We start from the raw sequence: 22,914 nt of genomic DNA, 5'->3' as shown, positions 1-22,914 counted from the left end.
TGGTGCCGAGAGCGGGACTTGAACCCGCACGACCGTTAGGTCACAGCCACCTCAAGGCTGCGCGTCTACCAATTTCGCCACCTCGGCGACACCTTTTACTAGTCAGGAATTTTCGTTTCTGACTTTTGGGTTCCTTGCTCAACTGGTTGGGTAACCTGTTCAGTGTCTGAACCTAAATCTTTCCATGAATCTTCATTTTTTGCGTGGTTTGCACTTAAGTTACCAATAAGCAGACTTAAAGTGAAAAACGCAATGGCAAGAATCGCCGTACTGCGTGTCAGGAAATTACCTGAACCGCTTGAACCAAAAAGAGTACCTGATGCACCGGCGCCAAAAGAGGCCCCCATGTCAGCTCCCTTACCTTGCTGAATTAATACTAAGCCTATTAGACCTAATGCAACCAACAAGTAAATAACTACTAGAACTTCATACATATTATGCGCTCATCGCTATGGTACACAGACTTAAAAACTCGCTAGAGTTTAAGCTAGCACCGCCAATCAGTCCACCATCAACATCAGGTTGGGCAAATAAATCTGCAGCATTACTCGGTGTCACACTACCACCGTAGAGAATCCTGATATTTTCTCCGATAAACGGAGACACTTCAGAGAGGCGTTTGCGAATAAACGCATGAACTTCTTGTGCCTGCTCTGGTGTAGCACTTTTACCTGTTCCTACAGCCCAAAGCGGCTCGTAGGCGATAATAGCGTTATCAAAAGCCATAGTGCCATTTTTCTGGATCACTATATCTAACTCTTCAGCAATCACCTCGAAGGTGCGTCTTGCTTCTCGTGCTGGACCTGACTCACCCACACATAAAATTGGGGTTAAGCCATGCTTTTGTGCAGCAGCGAATTTCTCCGCTACGATATTACTCGTCTCTCCGTACATACGGCGACGTTCTGAATGCCCGATAATTACATATCGACATCCTGAATCTTTGAGCATCTGACCTGAAACTTCTCCGGTATAAGCGCCAAAGTCATGTTGACTTAGGTTTTGAGCGCCCATCCTAACAAGTGAACCGTCTAACGCTTCCTTGTTTGCTTCTAGCAGTTGCCTAACGCTCTCTAGATAGATAGAAGGCGGGCATAAAACCACTTCAGCTGAATCATTTTGGAGCTTAGAGGCAAATTTTTTGAACAACTCTTGGGCTAATGCCGCACTGCCGTTCATCTTCCAATTGCCAGCTACCATAGGACGTCTGAGTGCCATCACTGTCTCCTCTGAAAGCGGCGTGAATAATAGCGAACCACTTATTAAGTTACAATAGCTAAATTCGAATTTTTTCAGATATCAGGTTGGAATGCTTATTTTTTACACGCCAAAGCTGTTTTCTGTTCATTTGTGCAGCTAACACCTTAATTTTAAATTGGTATCAGCCGCACTCATTACAAAATTAGCAAATATTAGCTTGCCGATTTTACCGCATCCGCAATCAAATTTGCGTGCGCCAATACTGCACTATGATCGTCACCTTCAACCATGACACGGATCAAAGGTTCAGTACCTGACTTACGTAATAATACTCGGCCACGCGCGCCCAGTTGAGATTCAACCTGTGCCTGCGCCGCTTTAACTTTATCTGACTTAAGAGGGTCGTGCTCGCCTTCAAAGCGCACATTGACTAACACCTGCGGCAACATTTCCATCGCAGAAGTCAGTTCTTCTAGCGTGGCATTCTGACGACGCATAGCCGCTAACACTAAAATCCCCGCAACGATGCCATCACCAGTTGTGCCGTGATCAAGATTGAGGATATGCCCTGAATTTTCACCGCCGATGCGCCAATCGAGTTCTTTAAGTAGTTCCATCACATAACGGTCGCCCACTTTCGAACGCGCAAAGGGGATGTCTAATGCTTGCAAGGCGAGATCAAGCCCAAGGTTTGACATTAACGTACCAACTACACCACCGCGTAATACGCCACGGGATTTCGCATCACAGGCCAGAATATATAAAATTTGATCGCCGTCGATCACTTCGCCTTTGCTGTTGACCATCATAATACGGTCACCGTCACCGTCGAGTGCAATACCTAAATCGGCACTTTCGGCTAGAACGGTTTCACAAATTTTACCCATGGACGTCGCGCCCACTTTATCATTGATGTTCATTCCGTTGGGTTTATCACCAATAGCAATCACCTCGGCACCTAACTCACGAAACACAGCTGGCGCTATGTGATAAGTTGCGCCATGGGCACAATCAACCACAATTTTTAGCCCAGTTAACGTGTGTTCTGCAGGAAAATTACCTTTGCAATACTCAATATAACGGCCACGGGCATCTTCAATACGCGATACCTTCCCCAATAGATGCGATTCAACACAAACGAGGGGCTTTTCAAGCTCGGCTTCAATTTCTAGCTCTAGGTTATCGTCTAACTTACTGCCGTCGGTGGAAAAAAACTTAATACCGTTATCGTAATACGGATTGTGTGACGCGCTGATCACCACCCCAGCTTCGGCGCGAAACGTGCGCGTCAAATAGGCTACTGCTGGCGTTGGCATAGGTCCCATTAACATCACATTAAGGCCTGCAGCAGAAAGGCCAGCTTCTAATGCTGACTCAAACATATAGCCCGAAATACGGGTATCTTTCCCTATAATCACCTTTTTGGTACCACTGCGGGATAACACGCGCCCCGCCGCCCAACCTAACTTAAGCGCAAGCTCAGGCGTCATTTGACCTGAACCGACTTTTCCCCGAATACCGTCAGTTCCAAAAAATTTACGTTCTTTCATATCGCTCCACAAACTCAAATGTGTCCCAATGATTTGGGATCATAATATTAATTAAATGCTTAACGAGAGCATAACGATGCTTAAAAATACGCTTGTGTCGCTTGTAACACCTTGAGCATATCCACAGTTTCAGTAACATCATGCACACGAATGATATGAGCGCCCTTTTGGGCCGCTATCATAGCGCCAGCAAGGCTCCCAGCAAGACGTTCTGAGGTCGGTTTTGCTAAGAGGTTTCCTATCATGCTCTTACGAGACAATCCTATCAATATCGGTAAATCAAACTGGGCAAAACAGTCGAGCTTCGCCAGTAATTCATAGTTATGCTCTAAGCTTTTACCAAAACCAAATCCCGGATCGAGTATTAATAATTCACGGGGGATCCCTGCTCGCAAGCAAGCTTCAATCCGCTCAGTTAAAAAGGCAGAAACTTCTTCAATAACATTATGGTAAGTCGGTGCAAATTGCATGCTTTGGGGTTCGCCTTGCATATGCATTAAGCATATAGGGACTTGCAACTCTGCAGCAGCTTCAAGCGCACCAGGCTCCATCAGGGCACGCACATCGTTAATCAAATGTGCGCCCGCAGCAACAGCTTGACGCATGACTTCAGGTTTACTGGTATCGACCGAAATCCACACATCATGGTGCGCCGCAACATATTTCACCAACGGGATCACCCGCGCAAGTTCATCGGCTAAGCTCACCTCGACGGCGCCAGGTCTTGTCGACTCACCGCCAATGTCTATCATTCCCGCGCCTTGAGCCACCATATCATCGGCATGCTGACAAGCAAACTCATAGGAAGAATATTGGCCACCGTCGGAAAAAGAATCGGGAGTGACATTAAGAATACCCATCACAATGGGCGAAGATAACGCAAGGCGTTTAGTGCCAGCAATCAGTTCAAACACGCATTTACTCCTGTAATACGAACACTTACGATTTTACTCACTGGCAAAACTTGCGTCATTAATTTCAAGCCTTCATTTTCTATCCGAAAAGACCAATGTCAGAAGATAAATATCAATGGTGGCAGAGAGTACCAATGACAGCGCAGTCAAATTGCTACAAGGTAAAACAAGAAAACCCCTTCACGGGGTTTTCTTTGGTTTCACAACACATTACTTAGCTGGAGATTCATCAGGATCTTTAAGTTCTGGCTCAGCAGGTGCAGTCACACTGTCTTCAGCTTTCGCTGCTGGTTCACCATGACCATTGCCTTTATCGTTAGAACCACTGTCATCTACTTGCCAATCAGCAGGCTGACGCACTTCACGACGTTTCATTAAATCGTCAATTTGAAGTGAATCAATGGTTTCATACTTCATTAAAGCTTCTTTCATTGAGTGCAGAATATCGAGGTTATCCGTCAATATCTGCCTCGCTCTCGCGTAGTTCTTGTCGATAAAGACTTTCACTTCAGCGTCGATGATAGTTGCAGTTTCATCGGACATGGCTTTGGCTTTACCCATACTGCGACCTAAGAACACTTCACCGTCTTCTTCGGCATACAATAATGGACCTAGCTTGTCCGAGAAGCCCCACTGAGTCACCATGTTACGCGCAATAGATGTCGCGTATTTGATGTCCTGTGATGCGCCAGTCGACACTTTCTCAGTACCGTAAATAAGCTCTTCAGCTAAACGACCACCGTAGGCGACCGAAATTTGGCTTTCTAACTTACGACGGCTCTGGCTCACTGAGTCAGCTTCGGGTAAGAAGAAAGTGACACCCAGCGCACGGCCGCGAGGAATGATAGTGACCTTGTGCACGGGATCGTGCTCTGGCACTAAACAACCCACAATCGCATGGCCCGCTTCATGGTAAGCAGTCATTTCTTTTTCTGCTTCAGACATCACCATAGAGCGGCGCTCAGCACCCATCATGATTTTATCTTTTGCACGCTCAAATTCTTCCATGCCTACAACTCGGCGATTTCCGCGAGCCGCAAACAAGGCAGCTTCGTTCACTAAGTTAGCTAAATCAGCACCCGAGAAACCTGGCGTACCACGAGCAATCACACTCGCCTTCACATCTTCAGAAAGCGGCACTTTACGCATATGCACTTTCAAAATCTGCTCACGACCACGAACGTCTGGTAAACCAACGACCACTTGACGGTCAAAACGACCCGGACGAAGTAACGCAGAATCGAGTACGTCTGGACGGTTAGTTGCCGCGATAACAATAACGCCTTCATTACCTTCGAAGCCATCCATCTCAACCAGCATTTGGTTCAGTGTTTGCTCACGTTCATCATGACCACCACCTAAACCCGCGCCGCGTTGACGACCGACCGCATCGATTTCATCGATGAAGATAATACAAGGTGCCGACTTTTTCGCTTGTTCAAACATGTCACGCACACGGGATGCACCGACACCAACAAACATTTCCACGAAATCAGAACCTGAAATAGTGAAGAAAGGTACTTTAGATTCACCCGCAATGGCTTTCGCCAGCAAAGTTTTACCTGTACCTGGAGGACCCACCATCAGTACGCCCGTTGGAATTCGGCCGCCCAATTTTTGGAATTTAGTTGGGTCACGCAGGTAATCAACCAGCTCTTTCACTTCTTCTTTTGCTTCATCACAACCAGCAACATCGGCAAAAGTAGTTTTAATCTGATCTTCGCTCATCAGCTTGGCTTTGCTCTTACCAAAGGACATAGCGCCTTTGCCACCGCCGCCTTGCATCTGGCGCATGAAGAAAATCCATACCCCGATAAGCAATAACATCGGGAACCAAGAGATGAAGATTTGGGTAAGGAACCCTGACTCTTCGGCTTCTTGGCCCTTCATAGTGATGCCTTTACGATCAAGATCATTAATTAAATCTTGGTCATATAACGGCATGATAGTAGTGAATTTTTCACCAGTTCGTTTAGCACCTTCAATAGTACGTTGGTCGCTCTTAACTTCAACAGTTGCGACCTGTCCATCACGGACATTATCTAAGAAGGTAGAATAATCCATCTTCTGCGATGACGAAGAAGAGGGGGAGTAACCCTGAAACACTGACATCAGCACAACGGCGATGACAACCCAGAGTATTAGATTTTTTGCCATGTCACTCAAATTACTAGACCTCATTAAGTCTTGCGATTATTAACGCTAGGTTACTACAACTTGTACCCTGTCGCCACAAGATAGACTTCGCGGGAACGAGCCCGTGAAGAGTCTGGTTTACGTGTTTTAACGACTTTAAACACTGCTTTTACCGCTTTCATGTATTCGTCAAAGCCCTCCCCCTGAAAGACTTTTACCGCAAAACAGCCATTAGGAGCCAATACTTGATGGCACATATCTAACGCCAATTCCACTAAATACATGGCACGGGGTTGATCAACACTATCTGAACCACTCATGTTGGGTGCCATATCAGACAACACAACGTCAACTTTAGCATCACCGACGCGAGTAAGTAATGCTTGAAGGACTTTATCTTCACGAAAATCCCCTTGCAAAAAATCGACGCCGACGATGGGATCCATAGGCAAAATGTCACAGGCGATGACTTTACCTCTATCTCCCGCTAATTTAACTGCCACTTGAGACCAACCTCCCGGAGCGGCACCGAGATCAACCACAGTCATGCCTGGGCGAATTAGTTGATCCTTTTGCTGGATCTCCTCAAGCTTAAACGCAGCGCGAGATCGCAAGCCCATTTTTTGGGCTAGTTTGACATAGTGATCATCAAAGTGTTCTAGCATCCAGCGATTAGAACTGGCCGTACGTTTTATACCTGACATTTAAAATCCGCAACAATTGAGAGTTACACAAAGGCTATATAAGGGTAGAATAGCCGTTTTTCAACAGTAACTCAGCAAAAGTTGGTAGAAATGAACTTAACAACCAAACAAAAACAGCATTTAAAAGGTCTAGCGCATCCGCTAAAGCCAGTGGTGCTGCTTGGTGCCAATGGATTGACTGAAGGTGTACTCGCTGAAATTGAAAGCGCACTCGCTTATCATGAACTGATTAAAGTGAAAGTAGCCTCTGCCGACAGAGAGCTAAAAAATGCCATCGTTGATGCCATAGTACGTGAAACTCAATCCGCAAAAGTGCAACTTATTGGTCATATTCTGGTGATTTATCGTCAATCACCAGAAATGAAAATTGCTTTGCCAAAGGCAAAGTAATTTTTCTTGATTTTATCGTGTTAACAACAAGGCCATTCAATCGAGTGGCCTTTTTGTTTTCGCTGTTAATTTAAGCGATTAGCATAGCCCTAAGGTGTTTCAGAAATAACTTGTTCCTTATAATGCTCAGGCGTTAAGCCTAATAACTCAGGCAATGAGGTACCAACCGAAATCGAAGAGAATGTGCCGGTTAATATACCGATAAACATTGCAATCGAAAATCCTTCCAGCGGCCCACCGCCCATGATCCACAGCGCACCGACCGTCATTAAGGTTGTCCCTGAGGTCACCATAGTACGAGAAAACGTCGCCACAATTGCTTGGTTGTTAATGTCTTGAATCGCAAGCTTTGGCTTAGCAATCAATAATTCACGAATACGATCAGCGATAATGATCGAATCGTTTAAGGAGTAACCTAAAATCGCCAGCACAGCCGCAAGTATCGTTAAATTAAACTCCATCTGAGTCAACGCGAAAAATGCCAGCACGAACACTACGTCATGCACTAAGGCGAATAGAGCACCCGATGCGAGTCGCCATTCGAAGCGATAACTTAAATAACCTAATATCGCCAGCATAGCGACTAACAGCGCCAAACCGCCCTGCTCTGCCAATTCTTGACCAATCTGCGGCCCGACAACACTGCTGTTAAGCACTTGCACTTCAGAGTTAAGTGGCGCTAATACCTGCTGAATATCGATATTACCTTGCTCTGTATCGACACTCTTTATATCGGAATAGCGCAACACCCAACGTCCCGGCTCACTGGCGGAGACTACACTCACTTCTTGCTGATAAGCGGCGTTGAGTAAAGGTTGCAATTCACTGCTGGTAATTTTTCTATCGACCTGCACTTCGGTGACGACACCGCCAGTAAAATCTAAGCCCCAGTTAAAACCTTTCACGCCGATGATGGTTAATGACACTAGCATCAACAAAATAGAGATAGCACTCGAAACATAACGCCATTTAGTTAGATTGATATTTTTCATGGTTATACCCTCACATGACGGCTAGCATCACGTCCATAAACTAAGTTGATCAAGGCCCTTGAAGCAAAGATACCGGTAAACATGCTGGTCAATAGACCTAGACCTAAGGTCAAGGCAAAACCTTGGATTGGACCATTACCTATGGAGTAAAGCACCACTGCAGTGATCATAGTGGTGAAGTTGGCGTCAAAAATAGTAGAAAACGCGCTATCAAACCCAGTATCAATTGCCAGCGCAAAACTGCGACCTTCCTTTAACTTGTCTTTTATTCGCTCGAAAATCAGCACGTTGGTATCGACAGCCATACCGACTGTTAACACCAAGCCCGCAATCCCAGGTAAGGTCAACACAGCGCCAGGGATAAGTGCCAGTAAACCAAACAGGATCACCATATTGGAGATCAGCGCTATATTCGCCACCCAACCGAGACGGCGATACCAAAGCGCCATAAACAGCAAGGTAATCCCCATCCCTAAACCAAGGGCAGCAAAACCGTTTTCAATGTTTTCAGCACCCAGCGTCGGGCCAATAGTGCGCTCTTCAACAATAGTCACTGGCGCCGTCATAGAGCCTGCTCGCAGTAACAAAGCTAATTGTTGTGCTTCTTGATAGGAGCCAGCACCCGTAATGCGAAAACGATCTCCAAGTTGGGATTGAATCGTCGCAACACTGATAATCTCTTGTGTTTGCTTTGCCTTACCTTGCTCATCACGGCTGTATTCGCTGTAAGACGTCGCCATAGGTTTGCCGATATTGGTACGGGAAAACTCAGACATTTTCTGCCCACCCACACGGTCAAGGTTAATGTTCACCTCCGCCATGCCCATCTCGCCTAAATTCGCCCTCGCATCGACAATATGATCGCCACCCAGCACTGGTGTGCGGCTCACATAAATAGGCTTACCAGACTTGTCATTGAGTACCATAGCATTGACGGAGCCAGACTCTTTAACCTCGAAGAAGGCCAGACTCGCCGTAGCACCGATAACGTTTTTGGCGGCGGCAGGATCTTGTACTCCAGGCAATTCAATCCGAATTCGATGCTCCCCTTGACGCTGCACTAAAGCTTCAGTGATACCGAGTTCTTCAATACGGCTGCGCATCACTTGTAAGTTTTGCTGCACTGTCAAATTACGCAGTTTCGTTTGCTCTTCTTGGCTCAACTTAATCAGTAAACCCGCGCCATCTGCATTGGATAGCTGCCAATTAGGATAGGACTCTTTCATCATTTGACGCACGGCAGCACGGGCATCATTATCGGGCAATGTCATGTTTAACTGGTGACTTTGGTCCAAATGCACGCTAGCACCACGAATTTTCTGCTCACGGATGAATTGACGTAGCGAATCAACAAGCGTCTCGGCCTGAGTTTGATAAACAGGATCAATATCAACATCGAGTAAGAACTGTACGCCACCGCGCAAGTCGAGCCCGAGTTTAATCGGCTGAAAGCCTAAGTTTTGTAACCAACTTGGCGCCGCACTGGCAAGGGATAAAGTCAATTCTTTTGGCTCTGCGACCATAGAAGACACTAAAGTTTTGACTAAGGTTTGTTGGTTATCCGCATCGAGGACAATTAAGGTTTCACCATTTTTTTGGTCGATACGTTTTACCGTCACGCCTTCAGCTTGTAGCTTATCTCGAAGGGCAATAGGTGTGAGCGTTAACCCCGCCTTCGCGCCCACCTGCACCGCCGCATCCTCACCGTAAAATGTCGGCAAGGCACTGAATAGCATCACGATAATAGTGACGATAAGCACTAAGTATTTCCAAGCTGAATAGTGATTTAGCAGCCGTTGATTGGGTTTTCTTTCCATGGGATTAACTCGCTATTTAACGCTCAGCATTTGAATCAAATCACTAAGCGAACATATTGATATCAGTCCGAAACACGTGATTGAGTACCAGCGGCTAAGCTCGTAAGGCTCAAAACATCACTGCCTACTTAAGCAGCTATAAAAAGTTTCGGTGAGTACAAAAAGACAACAGCATGAAAAATCGATAAGAGTAGGCTCCTATCAACGTCATGCCTAAATAGGCGAGTTAAGCGGCTTGTTGGCTAAATCGATATTGAAGATTTGAGACTTTCCAACCCGAAATTCGGGCGGGGGAAGAAACAGCAGAAAGCGTCCAATCTGATGTGATATCAAGATCGGTGGGTTCAACGACATTGGATGTCGGTTCGGCAGTAAAGTCTACAGCGAGTACATATACTGGCTTGACCTCACGCACATCGTGCTGGGCAAGACTGATAAATCGCGGCGAATTTATCGGGGCAAAATCTAAGTCATCTGAATGACTCACATAGCCAGAACTCGGACAAGGTGCTGGCTGTGATTCTAATTCTGAATTGACTAGATCGGTATCATGACTATTCGGTGAGCCGCAGCTTTCAACGGTTTGCGCATCAGACTGTGCATTAGATTGGGCATTGAGCTGCGCATTGTCTTGGGCGATAACATCGGCATCGGGCAAACTTTGAGGCTCAGCGCTTCGCTTTGTATGGGGAGTCGAGCTATCAAGACTCACAGTATGCATCTGAGCATAATGGCGAGTTGCATCACTGCGCTGTACTGAGGGTTTTGGCGCATAGCTAGCCGAGTGCGCAATCAACATGATCGCCACGCAAACTAACATCAATCCTGTACGCCAATGTTTGACCAAAGCGTGCCCTCTTATAAAACGTTATCAAACTAAAGATGAACCTATTCACTGTTCGCTTTTGATGCTTAACTGTGGGTCCATAAAGTGAAACTCGCGCAAAAAAACAACATACACATTTCGCCAATGTTGATTTTGCTAGGATGGCAGCTTAGGTAAAAACCTACAAAGAGACAAATTAAACTTTGTCCATCTTACCCCGAATTCAACGCTGAAGCGCGATCGATATCCTTGGCTAAAGCCCTAAACTCAAGCCGTAAACAAACTTAATTCGCGGATAACAAAAAACCGCCCTAGGACGGTTTTAGCGATATCGCATGAGTCACGCTCACAACACTATAAGCAAAGTATTATAAGCAGATTATAAATACTGTACTGAGATGATTTCGTAATCTGTCATACCACCTGGCGTAGTAATAGACACTTCATCACCTTCATTTTTGCCGACTAAACCGCGGGCTATTGGTGAATTCACTGAAATCAGGTTTTCTTTAATATTCGCTTCGTCATCGCCGACTATGCGATAAGTCACTTCAACATCGGTATCGAGATTTAAAATAGTCACAGTGGCGCCAAAAATGATACGACCGTTATTCACCATCTTAGTGACGTCGATAATTTGCGCGTTAGATAACTTACCCTCAATATCACGGATACGTGCTTCACAAATACCTTGTTCCTCACGAGCCGCATGGTATTCCGCGTTTTCTTTCAAGTCGCCTAACTCTCTCGCTGAAGCAATTGCTTCAGTGATTTTAGGGCGACGGTCAAACTTGAGAATATCTAACTCTTTACGCAGCTGCTCTGCACCGACAACTGTCATAGGAACCTTAGTCATAACTTCTTTCGTCTCCTTTAAAACAAAAGCAACCCGTGCCAACGCTAAGGTCAACACAGTCAAATGAGGGTGGAATTGCGCTATTCTAATCGTTATGCGCTTTTGATGCACCAAGAACTATGCATTGACGCAGCTTACCCAACCTTAAGCAGAGTTACCAGTAATCAAATTCAAATCTGTATACCTAAGGAAATTTCGCACACGTTTTAGTACGAAATGAATACAAAAATGCCCACTCGCCATTTAGACCGTGGGCATAAAGACTCAAAGCAAAAACCTCAAATTAGAGGTTAACTCACTTATTCAAGCCCAGCCTCAAAGGTCAAAAAGATTTCGCTAACCGTTTTATCAGCAAGGGATTTATCTGAATTAGGGCGCTCAATTGCCGCATGTAAGAGATAACGTCCTGCTGAAGGTAAGATCATTGAAACTTTACCGTCTTTATCTGAGGTAAATTCGATTTCCTCTGGTTTGTTACGATATAAGCTACCGTCTTTCATAATGGCGACTTTAACGCCTTCAACGGGCTTACCATCGAAAACAAATTGCAGGGTAGCAGCTTCGTTCTCAACAATATCAGCAGGATGAGTCACAGGCACTAGTTCTAAATATTCCCCCTTAGGCTTTAACACTTCCTCAGTTGGCTTATTACGTGTGACATAGGTTTCAACCCGCGACACATTTAAAGAACTTTCAAGTTCATAGGCTCCCTTTGGCATAGCAGCAGTTGTGGCTTTTTTATCCATACGGCTGCGTACAACCCCTTCTTTTCCTTTAACTTTATATTGAGAAAAATAACGAGGTGAAACTTCTTTTTCAAACTTATAAGTGCCATCTTGCATCAGTTGCACATCAAACACCGACTTACGTCCGCCCGTGTAACTTGAGCTTGGAGACGTTGGTTTTCCATTTGGCTGTAACACACGCACATCACTGGCACTAAAAGGTTTATCCATCATAAACACTTGATTACTGGCAGACACATCTGAAGTAATCCACACAATTTCTTCACTTTCAGCCGAAACGTTGAAGTGGCTAGGTAAAATCCATCTGTCGTGGCTACTTGCCAATGGGCTAATGCAAAGTGTGCTAAGTAATGCAATAAGACGTAATTTCATGCCTTTTCCTTAAGTTTAACAATTAATATACGGGCTAAATATTTAATGGATTGACTCAACGAGCCATGCCGCTTAAGCGTAAGTCGATAACGCCAGTTTCTGTCGTAGCGGGCAACTGCACAGAGAAATCTCCCGCAGCTAAATCGATATTTTGTCGTACAAGATCGCGACCACCGTGTTCACGCACCACTTCAATAAATACAGTGTAAGTGGCAGGTTCAAGCACTTTTCCCGCCTCATCTTTTAAATCCCAATCGATTTTGTAATGACCCGCGGGACGTGTCGCAGATGCAATACCGTCAACAAAGCTCATATCTTCGCGTCCGGCTTTACGCCACCAACGACGGATATCTTTCAACCATTTATGGCCTTCATCCCATACCCAAAGGCTTAAGGTTTTAACCGTTTGCCCCTTGGCATCCTCAACCCATACGGCCACATAGGGTCTGTGATATTGCCCTTCGGTAATTTCAGGCAAGGTTAAATCGACTGTCATTTTAGGCGTCGCAAACGCCACAGAACTGACAAACAAAGCACTCACCGCAATGGTGCGAATAAGATGACGCATACTCGGCCTATACTCCTTATGGAACAAAATAAACATACACAAGCCCGCAACTACTGCTGACGAGTACCATGTATAACAATGACTTTTTGAGGCGCTTGGTTTGAGGCAACAACAAATAAGCCCCAGTGAGCGAAAATAAAATGATAAGCACAGCGCTGAGATCGAGTATCCAAGCCCAAGCTGTGCCTGTGTTACGGCCCTTATGCAAATCATTCACTACGGCAACGACACCGTAATCTAAGGTTTCGACATAGGCTTGCCCGTCGAGTAAGTCCAATGTCAGGCTGCGGTAAGTGCCGGGCCCTTTGCTGACTAAACTAATTTCATCTTCATCGATATCGGCACTCGCCATATCCATAGCCCATTCACTTTTCAACCAATGACCCGCAGCCAGACGCCATTGTGAGTCTTGGGCATTAACGGGTAACAAATAGGCTGGGATTGGCACTTGTTCCCGCTTAGGTTCCTGATCAGCTTGAGAAAACCAATTAGGATGATTTAACGTTATACCTGTCACAGCAAAAAACAGCATCAGCAACAATAAAGCCATAGACACATAAACATGAATAATGCGGGCAAAGGACAAAGACGACTTACTGACTCTTAATTTCAATGATGCACTCTCAAAAGCAAACCGAAGAGAAATACCTCCAAAGTCTGCTTTCCCTATGCAGCTAAAGATAGAAATAAGCTGCATTAAACTAATTTAATGCGCCGAGATTAAATGAGATCGATTATCAAACAGAACAAAGTTTACAAACTTTACATATTCAATACTGAAAAAGAAGTTAAAAAGTAAGAAGAAAAATAAGTGCTAAAAATAAAGCACTTAGGAGTGAATCTATTTTTAGCACTCAAAAACCATTACCTTCGATTAAATTAGCAGCAAATAATTTATTGTATCACCTGTAAATACCTTTCAAATTCAGGAGGATAAAATCCAACATTTGGGTTAATTTTTTTGCTTAAAATTTACTTTGCCACCCTCTCGTTTACCTTATGCCAATCAGCTACAATCCGCCGCCGGCGACTTGCTGGTACTTCCAAGGAAATATCATCTTGAGTACATCTCTGCTCAAAAAAATGCGCTGCCTGCATATTGTGTGGCTCGCATTAATGCTCAACGCCTGCGTTGCACCACTCTTATTAATGTCACCCCAAGGCCAGCTCATGTGGGCCCTGCTTAAACCCCTTGTCGGTTTAGATCCGAACGATGTCGGATTATTCGAACAACCGCTCATCAAGAACCGTATGCAGGAATTGCTGGGTAAAAATTACGATACCACCCTGTCCCTGCTCAAAACGGCCGACAAGATCCAACAGGAAGGTCCACTCATCTACTTAGTGTCAACTTACACCCCTGTCCCCGAAATGGCAGAAAAAGCAGGCCTAGTTTGGAACTCAGACACCAACCAAATGGCAGTCATGCTGATGAAAGGCGGTGCACCCTTAGTGATTTCTGAGCAATTCAGTAATCAGGTAGAAAAACGGGTCCCAAGTTGGCCGAAGGAATTAGCCGACTATACTGATCCACAGAAGTTACAACAAAAAGCCATAGAAGCGGGCGCGAACCAAGTGCAGCAACAATTAGCAATACCTGATGCTGTCAAAGCCGTTGCAACAGGTGATGTTAAAGCGGCCCAAAGTGCCGTTATTGATAGTGCAGTCACAGAGAATACAGTCATTAAGAATGCTGCAATGCCAATCAATATCACTGAAGCGGCTGCAAAAGTCGCCGTTCCAGCTGCTCCAGCAGAAATAAAATCGCCACCCGTTGCTCCTGAAGTCAAAAAGCAATAAAACGGATCACCACAGTGCCAGCTCAAATGGCACTGTGGATTAACTTTGAAAATAGCTGAATTGCCACAACCAACGGGAATTATAGAGACAAGGGAAAGGCTGGACGGGCTAATTGAAGGGAAACTGAAAGCAAAATAACGCTAAGCTGAAATTAGTTAAAAGTTAAAAAGCAAAAAGCCTGTCCGAAGACAGGCTTTTTAACTTTTGGCTGGGGTACAAGGATTCGAACCTTGGAATGCCGAGATCAAAACCCGGTGCCTTACCACTTGGCGATACCCCAATAAACTGTGTTTAATCTTCTATCGAAGATTGCATTTTGATGGTACGGGAAGAGAGACTTGAACTCTCACACCTCGCGGCACCAGAACCTAAATCTGGCGTGTCTACCAATTTCACCATTCCCGCATCAAAATGTACCAAAATTGTCTATTCAACATTTTTGGATTTTTCTCTGATAAATCACTTTAACAGAGTTAAATATGGTAGCAATGGCGGGACTTGAACCTGCGACCCCAGCATTATGAGTGCTGTGCTCTAACCAGCTGAGCTACATTGCCAATGGCTGGGGTACAAGGATTCGAACCTTGGAATGCCGAGATCAAAACCCGGTGCCTTACCACTTGGCGATACCCCAATCAACTTGGAAACTGAGAAAAATGGCTGGGGTACAAGGATTCGAACCTTGGAATGCCGAGATCAAAACCCGGTGCCTTACCACTTGGCGATACCCCAACTAACTCTGTTTCAAACATCCGCTATCGCCGATGTTTCTAAATTCATATATCTAAAAATGGTACGGGAAGAGAGACTTGAACTCTCACACCTTGCGGCACCAGAACCTAAATCTGGCGTGTCTACCAATTTCACCATTCCCGCACAGTTTCATGTTTACATCGTGAAGAGATGCTAGCAATTAATGCTAGAGTAAAATCGTGATTCATTTTATATAAGAAATTTATCTTAAATAAAATGGTAGCAATGGCGGGACTTGAACCTGCGACCCCAGCATTATGAGTGCTGTGCTCTAACCAGCTGAGCTACATTGCCACATCGATATTACGCGCCCCTCTCAGCGAGGAACGGGGCGTATTATGCTTATTCGAGGTATCTAGGTCAACAGCTTTTTTTCGCTATTTCCCTTAGGTTAAGCTGTTCGGCTATTACTTCACCAAACTGAGCAACAGATGTGCTAAATAACACCTTGTTGCTCATACTTAGCTTAATTTATCGAGACTTACAGCGTGAATAAGCTTTGTTATACGTTAAACAGGAAATGCATCACATCGCCATCTTTAACGATATAGGTTTTACCTTCCACGCGTAACTTACCGGCTTCTTTCGCGCCAGCTTCACCTTTGTGGGCAATAAAGTCGTCAAATGCCATCACTTGGGCACGGATAAAACCGCGTTCAAAATCGGTATGGATAACGCCCGCCGCTTGCGGAGCACTCGCCCCCACTGGCACAGTCCAAGCACGCACTTCTTTCACGCCTGCGGTGAAATAGGTTTGCAGATTCAGTAATTCATAACCTGCGCGGATCACACGATCTAAACCTGGTTCTTCGATACCCAGATCCGCCATAAACTCATCGCGCTCCTCGATTTCCATCTCGGCCAGTTCAGATTCAATCGCCGCACATACGGCAACAACGATAGCGTTTTCTGTCGCAGCAATGGCGCGAACGGCATCTAAGTGCGGGTTATTTTCAAAACCATCTTCCGCAACGTTAGCAATATACATGGTCGGTTTTAAGGTTAAGAAGTTCAGGTAAGCCACCGCTTCCAGCTCTTCTTTCGATAAATCCATAGAACGCAACATTTTAGCTTCGTCTAAAATGGGGCGCATTTTTTCTAATACTTCCACTTCAAACTTAGCGTCTTTATCGCCACCTTTAGCACGTTTCTGCTGACGCTGAACAGCACGCTCTAAACTGTCTAAGTCAGCTAAGGCTAATTCAGTGTTGATGACTTCGATATCGCCAGCAGGGTCAACCTTGTTAGCAACGTGAACAATGTTGTCATCATCAAAACAACGTACTACATGACCAATAGCATCGGTTTCACGGATGTTAGCGAGGAACTTGTTACCTAAGCCTTCGCCTTTAGATGCGCCAGCCACAAGACCCGCAATATCCACGAATTCCATGGTGGTAGGTAACACACGTTGTGGATTCACAATCGCAGCTAACGCATCCAGACGTGGATCCGGCACAGGTACAACACCAGTGTTAGGTTCAATGGTACAAAACGGGAAGTTAGCCGCTTCGATGCCAGCCTTAGTTAACGCATTAAAAAGCGTTGATTTACCTACGTTAGGAAGACCAACAATGCCGCATTTAAAACCCATATGCTTACCTTTCTCTCGATTATTGGCTGACAAGTCACACTCATCAGCGAGGTTTAGTCGTCCTGCCCTATGGCAGCACATTACTGAATAATTAAATCACTTAACACTTGAGTCTCGCCAAAGGCAGAACCTACTCCGCTTTAAAGGAGTGTAATCTGTTCATGGCTTTCACCATGTCTTGTTTAAACAAAATTTCGGTAGAACGCACGGCTTCATCTATCGCCGCCTCGATAAGCTCTTGCTCTTTAGCAGGTGCTTTTCCCAGTACGTAACCACTCACTTGATTTTTATCACCGGGATGACCGATACCTAAGCGTAAACGGTAGAAGTTTTTATCGTTAGCCAGTTTAGCAATAATATCTTTCAGACCATTGTGGCCGCCATGACCGCCACCGAGCTTAAACTTAGCCACACCGGGCGGCAGATCGAGTTCATCGTGAGCGACCAGAATCTCTTCCGGCGTGATACGGAAAAAATTCGCCAAAGCGCCAACCGCTTTACCGCTTAAATTCATATAAGTCGTCGGGATCAATAAGCGGACATCTTTATCGTGCAATACGGCTCTGGCGGTCAAACCAAAATACTTACTATCGGCCACTAAAGTCACGCCGCAAATTCTCGCTAACTCAAGTACGTACCAAGCCCCCGCATTATGGCGAGTGTGTGCATATTCAGCACCTGGATTAGCCAGACCAACTATTAATTTTATTTCGCTCATGACACTCAATATCGTTATTTCGTCGATGACAGCCGCGCAAAGTGCCGACTGAACTGACCATACCAGCTAAAACGCGGCATTTTAGCACTCAAACCCCAAGTCAACAAATGCCACGTCATCGCACAGGAGCAGAACACAAGGTCAGAACACAGAACAACTCAGCGTTAATTAAGCCCCATAGCATATTTAAGGACAGTCTTTTTGAGCGGAGAATTGATGTTTGCCAACTTTAACGCGCCATTACGCAGCAGCTTTAGCGGCAGAATATCGTTGCTAAAACCGGCGTAAAACAAATCCATCGCGGTCATCATCAATTGATTATCGCGATAACGTTTGCGCTGATATTGGGCAAGCACTTCATTCGACCACCAGATATTATCTTGGCCTAATGCATCCTTGATAACCGCTAAAAACGCTTCGACATCCTTAAACCCAAGGTTTACCCCTTGGCCTGCGAGGGGATTAATGGTGTGGGCGGCATCGCCTAAAATCACCACATTATGACTATAGTAGCGCTGGGCATGGCGGCGAGTGAGGCCAAAACTGCCTTTATTCTCAACGGTAAAATCAGCGTCCAAACGCGCTGGGAAATGCACTCTTATCTGATCTGCAAGCTGTTTATTATTAAGCTGCATTAACTGTTTAATTCGATTGGCATCGTCGTACCACACCAGCGAAGCGTTATTGCCAGGTAAAGGTAATAATGAACGTGGCCCTTTGGGCGTAAACTGCTGCCAAGTCACATCCTGTTGCCCCTGTGCGGTGTTGATATTAATCAACATGGCCGATTGAGCGTAATCCCAACCCGAAATGCCAATTCCCGCCCATTGACGTACCTGCGAGTGAGCACCATCGGCGCCAACCAACAACTTAGAGGTCAGTTTACTATTCGATTGTAAGTGCACGCTCACACTGTCGCTATCGCGTGCAAATGCCACCACTTTATCGGGACAATATAAAGTAATCCCAGCCAATTGTGTCATCTGTTGCCACAGGGCTAGTTGGATTAAACGGTTTTCGACTATATGGCCTAAATGGCTGGCGCCAATTTGTGAACAGTGGAATTGGGTGATATAGCCATCGAGCTCCCAAGTTTCTAAGCCAAGATAAGGCACATTACGCATCTTGAGCAATGAGTCCAAGGCGCCAAGACGTTCAAGCAGCGTTTCAGAAGCCACACTGATGGCCGAGACTCGCACATCTAATGGCTGTTCGGCTTGATAAGCCTCTGGCGCAAAAGATTCAATCACCGCCACTTGCAAACCCTGTTGGGCTAATCCAATTGCCGTCGCCGCACCAACCATGCCGCCGCCGACAAGAATGACATCGAACTCAGTACTTTCAGCATGAGTAACGTCAGAATGAGTCACGTTAGAATCTGTGGTATCGGATATCATCTGTGCATGTGTCTCTTCAATCTGGCTCATCCTACTTACCACCTTAGTTACGACCTTAGTTAGCACCTTTAAGCCCTTCTGTATTTCTGCCTAAGCGACTTTTCACAAACCCGCTCGATTATGCCTTATATCAAGATACCACGGAAATGTTGAGCGCATTTCGATTCGAAATCCGTGAAGACATAGGCATTCAAGCCCGAATAGTTTGCTGGAAATAACGAAAGCTCAGCATGTTAACAATATTAATCTTGCCCAAATGCAGCCGAACAATAAAAACCTAGCATTTGTGAGGGTATCGCCCTTGGCAAAAGCCAACAGCTAAAAGTGTGGACAAAGCTGGTCAGCAGCCGTAACAGCAGGTAAAATGTCGCGCTATTTTTATTGGTCATCTTAGGGCGACACAACTGATGAGTAAGAAACTCCATATCAAGACTTGGGGCTGTCAAATGAATGAGTATGACTCATCCAAGATGGCTGATCTGTTAGGCGAATACCAAGGTTATACCTTGACTGAAGAAGCGTCTGAGGCAGATATTCTCCTGCTCAACACTTGTTCTATCCGCGAAAAAGCGCAAGAAAAAGTGTTCCATCAGCTAGGACGCTGGAAGACGCTTAAAGATAAAAATCCCAATTTGATTATTGGCGTGGGCGGCTGCGTTGCCTCACAAGAAGGCAAAGCCATTAAAGACAGAGCCCAATGTGTCGACATTATTTTCGGACCACAAACCTTGCACCGTCTGCCCGAGATGATCGAGCAAGTGCGCCGTGGCGACAAAGCGGTTATCGATATCAGCTTCCCTGAAATCGAAAAATTCGACCGTCTGCCAGAGCCACGCGCCGAAGGCCCAACCGCGTTTGTGTCTATCATGGAAGGTTGCAGCAAATACTGCTCGTTCTGTGTTGTACCTTATACTCGCGGCGAAGAAGTCAGCCGTCCATCGGACGATATTATCCTTGAAATCGCCCAATTGGCAGAGCAAGGTGTGCGCGAAGTAAACTTGCTCGGCCAAAACGTGAATGCCTATCGCGGCGCAACTCACGATGGCGCAATTTGTACTTTTGCGGAGTTACTGCGCTTCGTGGCAGCCATCGACGGTATCGACCGTATCCGCTTCACGACCAGTCATCCGATTGAATTTACACAAGATATCATCGACGTTTACGAAGATACCCCTGAGCTTGTAAGCTTCTTGCACTTGCCGGTGCAATCGGGTTCTGACCGCATTCTCACGGCGATGAAACGCGGCCATATGGCGATTGAATATAAGTCAATCATCCGCCGCCTGCGTAAAGCCCGTGAAGGGATTCAAATCAGCTCGGACTTTATCATTGGCTTCCCTGGCGAAACCAAAGAAGACTTTGCCGATACCATGAAGTTGATTGAAGACATAGGTTTCGACCACAGCTTCAGCTTTATCTATAGCGCACGTCCGGGCACGCCAGCGGCAGATTTACCCGATAACGTCGATATGGAAGAGAAAAAACAACGTCTGGCGATTCTGCAAGACCGCATCACCCAGCAAGCCATGCGCTACAGCCGCCACATGATGGGCACAGTGCAACGTATTCTGGTTGAAGGACCATCGGTGAAAAATCCTATGGAACTGCGCGGCCGTACTGAGAACAACCGAGTGGTGAACTTCGAAGGTCAACCAAAACACATTGGTACTTTCGTGGATGTCGAAATTGTCGACGTTTACACTAACTCACTGCGCGGTGTCTTTATCCGCGGCGAAGATGAAATGGATCTACGTCGTAGCCTGCGCCCTGCTGAAATTCTGGCCAAGCGTAAACAAGATGATGAACTGGGTGTGACTCAATTTAAGCCATAAGCGTTAAATCGGCTTAAACAGTACCGATATCAGTACCTATATAAAGAAGGGCGACTTAGTCGCCCTTTTGCTTTCACGCACTTTTGTTTAAGTCTACCGAGGCAATTGTTATTTTCCGTTAGCAATTATCGGCTATGGCTCGTAAACTAAAATTATCTTGCGATGGTTAACCAACCTCGTACCTTGCTTTCTTATTCGCTATTGGGAGTGCTATTTGTCCAGTAAATTAACTACCATGAATCTGTATCTCGAACCCGCAGAAACACGCCGTTTGGCTTCACTGTGCGGTCCATTCGATGACAATATCAAGCAGATAGAACGTCGCGTTGGCGTTGAAATCGTCCGTAAGAACAATCATTTCCAGATCACCGGACTGCCACGCAATTGTTTAAGCGCCAACAACTTACTCAAAGAACTCTACATCGAGACCCAAACGGTTAAAGGCAGCACGCCCGATCTTGAGCCTGAGCAAGTCCATATCGCTATTCAAGCGGCCATTGCCCTAGAGCAAGCAGACGCTAACGACGACAGCGGTATTAATATCAAAACCCGCCGCGGTGTCATTAAGCCACGCAATCCGAATCAAAGCTTGTATGTAGCCAATATTACGCGTCACGATATTACCTTCGGTATCGGCCCTGCGGGAACGGGCAAAACCTACCTTGCCGTAGCAGCGGCAGTAGATGCGTTAGAGCGCCAAGAAGTGCGCCGCATTCTGCTGACTCGCCCTGCGGTGGAAGCGGGTGAAAAACTCGGTTTCTTACCTGGCGATCTCAGCCAAAAGGTCGACCCCTATTTGCGTCCGCTCTACGATGCGTTGTTCGAAATGCTTGGCTTTGAAAAAGTGGAACGCCTCATCGAGAAAAATGTAATAGAAGTGGCACCGCTTGCCTATATGCGCGGTCGTACCTTGAACGATGCCTTTATTATTCTCGATGAAAGCCAAAACACCACAATCGAGCAGATGAAGATGTTCCTTACCCGTATCGGTTTCAATTCCCGTGCGGTGATCACAGGCGATATCACTCAAACCGACTTACCTAAACATCAAAAGTCAGGGCTACGTCACGCGATTGAAGTGTTAAGCCAAGTCGAAGAAATCAGCTTTAACTTTTTTGTCTCCCAAGATGTAGTGCGCCATCCTGTGGTTGCCCGTATCGTTGAAGCCTATGAAGCCTTCGAGTTAAAAGAGCAAACCTTAAAAGCCAAAAAAGAAAGCCAGTACCAAAAGCAACAGCAGGAAGCCGCAACACATGAGTCTTGAGTTAGCCTTAGATATTCAACATGCCAGCACCAGTGAGTGGCTACCAACGGACGAACAATTCGCCCTTTGGGCCACTACCGCAATTGGCAATAGCATGGATGAAGCTGAATTAACCATACGTATCGTCGATAGCCGTGAGAGCCAAATGCTCAACAATACCTATCGCGGTAAAGACAAACCGACCAATGTACTGTCATTTCCCTTTGAAGCACCACCAGAAATTGAACTTCCTTTACTCGGAGATCTTGTCATTTGCGCGGCAGTCGTTGAAAATGAAGCCCGTGAACAACAAAAACCACTAGAAGCGCACTGGGCACACATGGTTGTACATGGTTGCTTGCATCTGCTAGGGTATGATCACATCGACGATGAAGAAGCCGAAGAGATGGAGTCATTAGAGACTCAACTCATTGAAAGCTTCGGTTTTACTGACCCATATAAGGAACAATAATTAGCTAAGATAATCCCTATCAAAAGCTAATGAG

The 22,914-nt window shown here is 45.7% G+C and carries 21 protein-coding genes and 8 tRNA genes; 5 read left to right on the top strand and 24 right to left on the bottom strand.

Annotated features, from left to right (window positions below; all coding sequences use genetic code 11):
• The 7 genes from L5M11_RS02170 to rlmE all read right to left on the bottom strand — a co-directional run bounded on the left by L5M11_RS02170 (nucleotide 1) and on the right by rlmE (nucleotide 6,504).
• Nucleotides 1-87: transfer RNA gene (locus L5M11_RS02170), tRNA-Leu, on the bottom strand.
• An 11-nt stretch (nucleotides 88-98) separates the two neighbouring features.
• Nucleotides 99-434, bottom strand: a complete 336-nt coding sequence (gene secG, locus L5M11_RS02165) for a preprotein translocase subunit SecG (RefSeq protein ID WP_028761453.1) — start codon at nucleotides 432-434, stop codon at nucleotides 99-101.
• Nucleotide 435: 1 nt separating this feature from the next.
• On the bottom strand, nucleotides 436-1,218 hold the full coding sequence (tpiA, locus tag L5M11_RS02160) for a triose-phosphate isomerase (protein WP_006082720.1): 783 nt from the start codon (nucleotides 1,216-1,218) through the stop codon (nucleotides 436-438).
• Nucleotides 1,219-1,412: 194 nt separating this feature from the next.
• Nucleotides 1,413-2,750 (bottom strand): phosphoglucosamine mutase, encoded by a 1,338-nt coding sequence (glmM, locus tag L5M11_RS02155; RefSeq protein WP_263146892.1) that lies wholly within the window; start codon nucleotides 2,748-2,750, stop codon nucleotides 1,413-1,415.
• 80 nt (nucleotides 2,751-2,830) lie between these two features.
• Entirely contained in the window at nucleotides 2,831-3,664 is an 834-nt protein-coding gene (gene folP, locus L5M11_RS02150) for a dihydropteroate synthase (protein ID WP_263172662.1), read from the bottom strand.
• A 210-nt stretch (nucleotides 3,665-3,874) separates the two neighbouring features.
• Nucleotides 3,875-5,845 carry an ATP-dependent zinc metalloprotease FtsH gene (gene ftsH, locus L5M11_RS02145; RefSeq protein WP_173913187.1) on the bottom strand — a complete coding sequence of 657 codons (1,971 nt, stop codon included), beginning with the start codon at nucleotides 5,843-5,845 and terminating at the stop codon, nucleotides 3,875-3,877.
• 29 nt (nucleotides 5,846-5,874) lie between these two features.
• The gene (rlmE, locus tag L5M11_RS02140) at nucleotides 5,875-6,504 is read right to left on the bottom strand and encodes a 23S rRNA (uridine(2552)-2'-O)-methyltransferase RlmE (RefSeq protein ID WP_006082724.1); all 630 of its coding nucleotides are present in this window, start codon (nucleotides 6,502-6,504) and stop codon (nucleotides 5,875-5,877) included.
• Between the two features lie 90 nt (nucleotides 6,505-6,594).
• On the opposite strand from rlmE, the gene yhbY reads away from it, so the two are divergent.
• Nucleotides 6,595-6,894, top strand: a complete 300-nt coding sequence (yhbY, locus tag L5M11_RS02135; RefSeq protein ID WP_006082725.1) for a ribosome assembly RNA-binding protein YhbY — start codon at nucleotides 6,595-6,597, stop codon at nucleotides 6,892-6,894.
• Between the two features lie 89 nt (nucleotides 6,895-6,983).
• Here yhbY and secF read toward each other — a convergent pair whose 3' ends face one another.
• The 7 genes from secF to L5M11_RS02100 all read right to left on the bottom strand — a co-directional run bounded on the left by secF (nucleotide 6,984) and on the right by L5M11_RS02100 (nucleotide 13,684).
• Complete coding sequence (gene secF, locus L5M11_RS02130) at nucleotides 6,984-7,886, bottom strand: protein translocase subunit SecF (protein ID WP_263191228.1); 903 nt, start codon at nucleotides 7,884-7,886, stop codon at nucleotides 6,984-6,986.
• 2 nt (nucleotides 7,887-7,888) lie between these two features.
• Nucleotides 7,889-9,703, bottom strand: a complete 1,815-nt coding sequence (secD, locus tag L5M11_RS02125) for a protein translocase subunit SecD (protein WP_263191227.1) — start codon at nucleotides 9,701-9,703, stop codon at nucleotides 7,889-7,891.
• Between the two features lie 226 nt (nucleotides 9,704-9,929).
• On the bottom strand, nucleotides 9,930-10,523 hold the full coding sequence (locus L5M11_RS02120) for a hypothetical protein (protein WP_263191225.1): 594 nt from the start codon (nucleotides 10,521-10,523) through the stop codon (nucleotides 9,930-9,932).
• A 385-nt stretch (nucleotides 10,524-10,908) separates the two neighbouring features.
• The gene (gene greA / locus L5M11_RS02115) at nucleotides 10,909-11,385 is read right to left on the bottom strand and encodes a transcription elongation factor GreA (protein WP_028761461.1); all 477 of its coding nucleotides are present in this window, start codon (nucleotides 11,383-11,385) and stop codon (nucleotides 10,909-10,911) included.
• Between the two features lie 299 nt (nucleotides 11,386-11,684).
• Nucleotides 11,685-12,503, bottom strand: coding sequence for a DUF4198 domain-containing protein (locus L5M11_RS02110; RefSeq protein ID WP_263191223.1), 819 nt, complete (start codon nucleotides 12,501-12,503; stop codon nucleotides 11,685-11,687).
• A gap of 55 nt (nucleotides 12,504-12,558) precedes the next feature.
• The gene (locus tag L5M11_RS02105; protein WP_263185633.1) at nucleotides 12,559-13,071 is read right to left on the bottom strand and encodes a DUF2271 domain-containing protein; all 513 of its coding nucleotides are present in this window, start codon (nucleotides 13,069-13,071) and stop codon (nucleotides 12,559-12,561) included.
• 16 nt (nucleotides 13,072-13,087) lie between these two features.
• Nucleotides 13,088-13,684, bottom strand: coding sequence for a PepSY-associated TM helix domain-containing protein (locus tag L5M11_RS02100; RefSeq protein ID WP_212599331.1), 597 nt, complete (start codon nucleotides 13,682-13,684; stop codon nucleotides 13,088-13,090).
• Between the two features lie 470 nt (nucleotides 13,685-14,154).
• Here L5M11_RS02100 and L5M11_RS02095 point away from each other — a divergent pair, with 470 nt between their 5' ends.
• On the top strand, nucleotides 14,155-14,871 hold the full coding sequence (locus tag L5M11_RS02095) for a hypothetical protein (RefSeq protein ID WP_263191306.1): 717 nt from the start codon (nucleotides 14,155-14,157) through the stop codon (nucleotides 14,869-14,871).
• A 205-nt stretch (nucleotides 14,872-15,076) separates the two neighbouring features.
• Here L5M11_RS02095 and L5M11_RS02090 read toward each other — a convergent pair.
• The 10 genes from L5M11_RS02090 to L5M11_RS02045 all read right to left on the bottom strand — a co-directional run bounded on the left by L5M11_RS02090 (nucleotide 15,077) and on the right by L5M11_RS02045 (nucleotide 19,363).
• Nucleotides 15,077-15,151 (bottom strand) — tRNA-Gln (locus L5M11_RS02090).
• A gap of 40 nt (nucleotides 15,152-15,191) precedes the next feature.
• A tRNA-Leu gene (locus L5M11_RS02085) sits at nucleotides 15,192-15,276 on the bottom strand.
• A 75-nt stretch (nucleotides 15,277-15,351) separates the two neighbouring features.
• Nucleotides 15,352-15,428, bottom strand: a tRNA-Met gene (locus L5M11_RS02080).
• Nucleotides 15,429-15,430: 2 nt separating this feature from the next.
• Nucleotides 15,431-15,505: transfer RNA gene (locus L5M11_RS02075), tRNA-Gln, on the bottom strand.
• 23 nt (nucleotides 15,506-15,528) lie between these two features.
• Nucleotides 15,529-15,603: transfer RNA gene (locus L5M11_RS02070), tRNA-Gln, on the bottom strand.
• Nucleotides 15,604-15,662: 59 nt separating this feature from the next.
• Nucleotides 15,663-15,747: transfer RNA gene (locus L5M11_RS02065), tRNA-Leu, on the bottom strand.
• Nucleotides 15,748-15,841: 94 nt separating this feature from the next.
• A tRNA-Met gene (locus L5M11_RS02060) sits at nucleotides 15,842-15,918 on the bottom strand.
• A gap of 208 nt (nucleotides 15,919-16,126) precedes the next feature.
• Nucleotides 16,127-17,218 (bottom strand): redox-regulated ATPase YchF, encoded by a 1,092-nt coding sequence (gene ychF, locus L5M11_RS02055; RefSeq protein WP_028761466.1) that lies wholly within the window; start codon nucleotides 17,216-17,218, stop codon nucleotides 16,127-16,129.
• A gap of 130 nt (nucleotides 17,219-17,348) precedes the next feature.
• Entirely contained in the window at nucleotides 17,349-17,936 is a 588-nt protein-coding gene (gene pth / locus L5M11_RS02050) for an aminoacyl-tRNA hydrolase (protein WP_263191221.1), read from the bottom strand.
• Between the two features lie 164 nt (nucleotides 17,937-18,100).
• On the bottom strand, nucleotides 18,101-19,363 hold the full coding sequence (locus L5M11_RS02045) for an FAD-dependent monooxygenase (protein ID WP_263191219.1): 1,263 nt from the start codon (nucleotides 19,361-19,363) through the stop codon (nucleotides 18,101-18,103).
• 377 nt (nucleotides 19,364-19,740) lie between these two features.
• On the opposite strand from L5M11_RS02045, the gene miaB reads away from it, so the two are divergent.
• From miaB to ybeY, 3 genes are all read left to right on the top strand, one after another.
• Nucleotides 19,741-21,165 (top strand): tRNA (N6-isopentenyl adenosine(37)-C2)-methylthiotransferase MiaB, encoded by a 1,425-nt coding sequence (gene miaB / locus L5M11_RS02040; protein ID WP_006082739.1) that lies wholly within the window; start codon nucleotides 19,741-19,743, stop codon nucleotides 21,163-21,165.
• Nucleotides 21,166-21,379: 214 nt separating this feature from the next.
• Nucleotides 21,380-22,429, top strand: coding sequence for a PhoH family protein (locus tag L5M11_RS02035; protein ID WP_028761469.1), 1,050 nt, complete (start codon nucleotides 21,380-21,382; stop codon nucleotides 22,427-22,429).
• Entirely contained in the window at nucleotides 22,419-22,880 is a 462-nt protein-coding gene (ybeY, locus tag L5M11_RS02030) for an rRNA maturation RNase YbeY (protein ID WP_263191217.1), read from the top strand. The genes L5M11_RS02035 and ybeY overlap by 11 nt, the downstream gene beginning before the upstream one ends.
• Nucleotides 22,881-22,914 lie beyond the last annotated feature (34 nt).

This window comes from Shewanella sp. SM87 (assembly GCF_025653705.1).
GTDB lineage: Bacteria > Pseudomonadota > Gammaproteobacteria > Enterobacterales > Shewanellaceae > Shewanella > Shewanella oncorhynchi.
The sequence above is the reverse complement of the archived record's forward strand: the minus strand, read 5'-3'. Positions and strand labels throughout refer to the sequence as shown.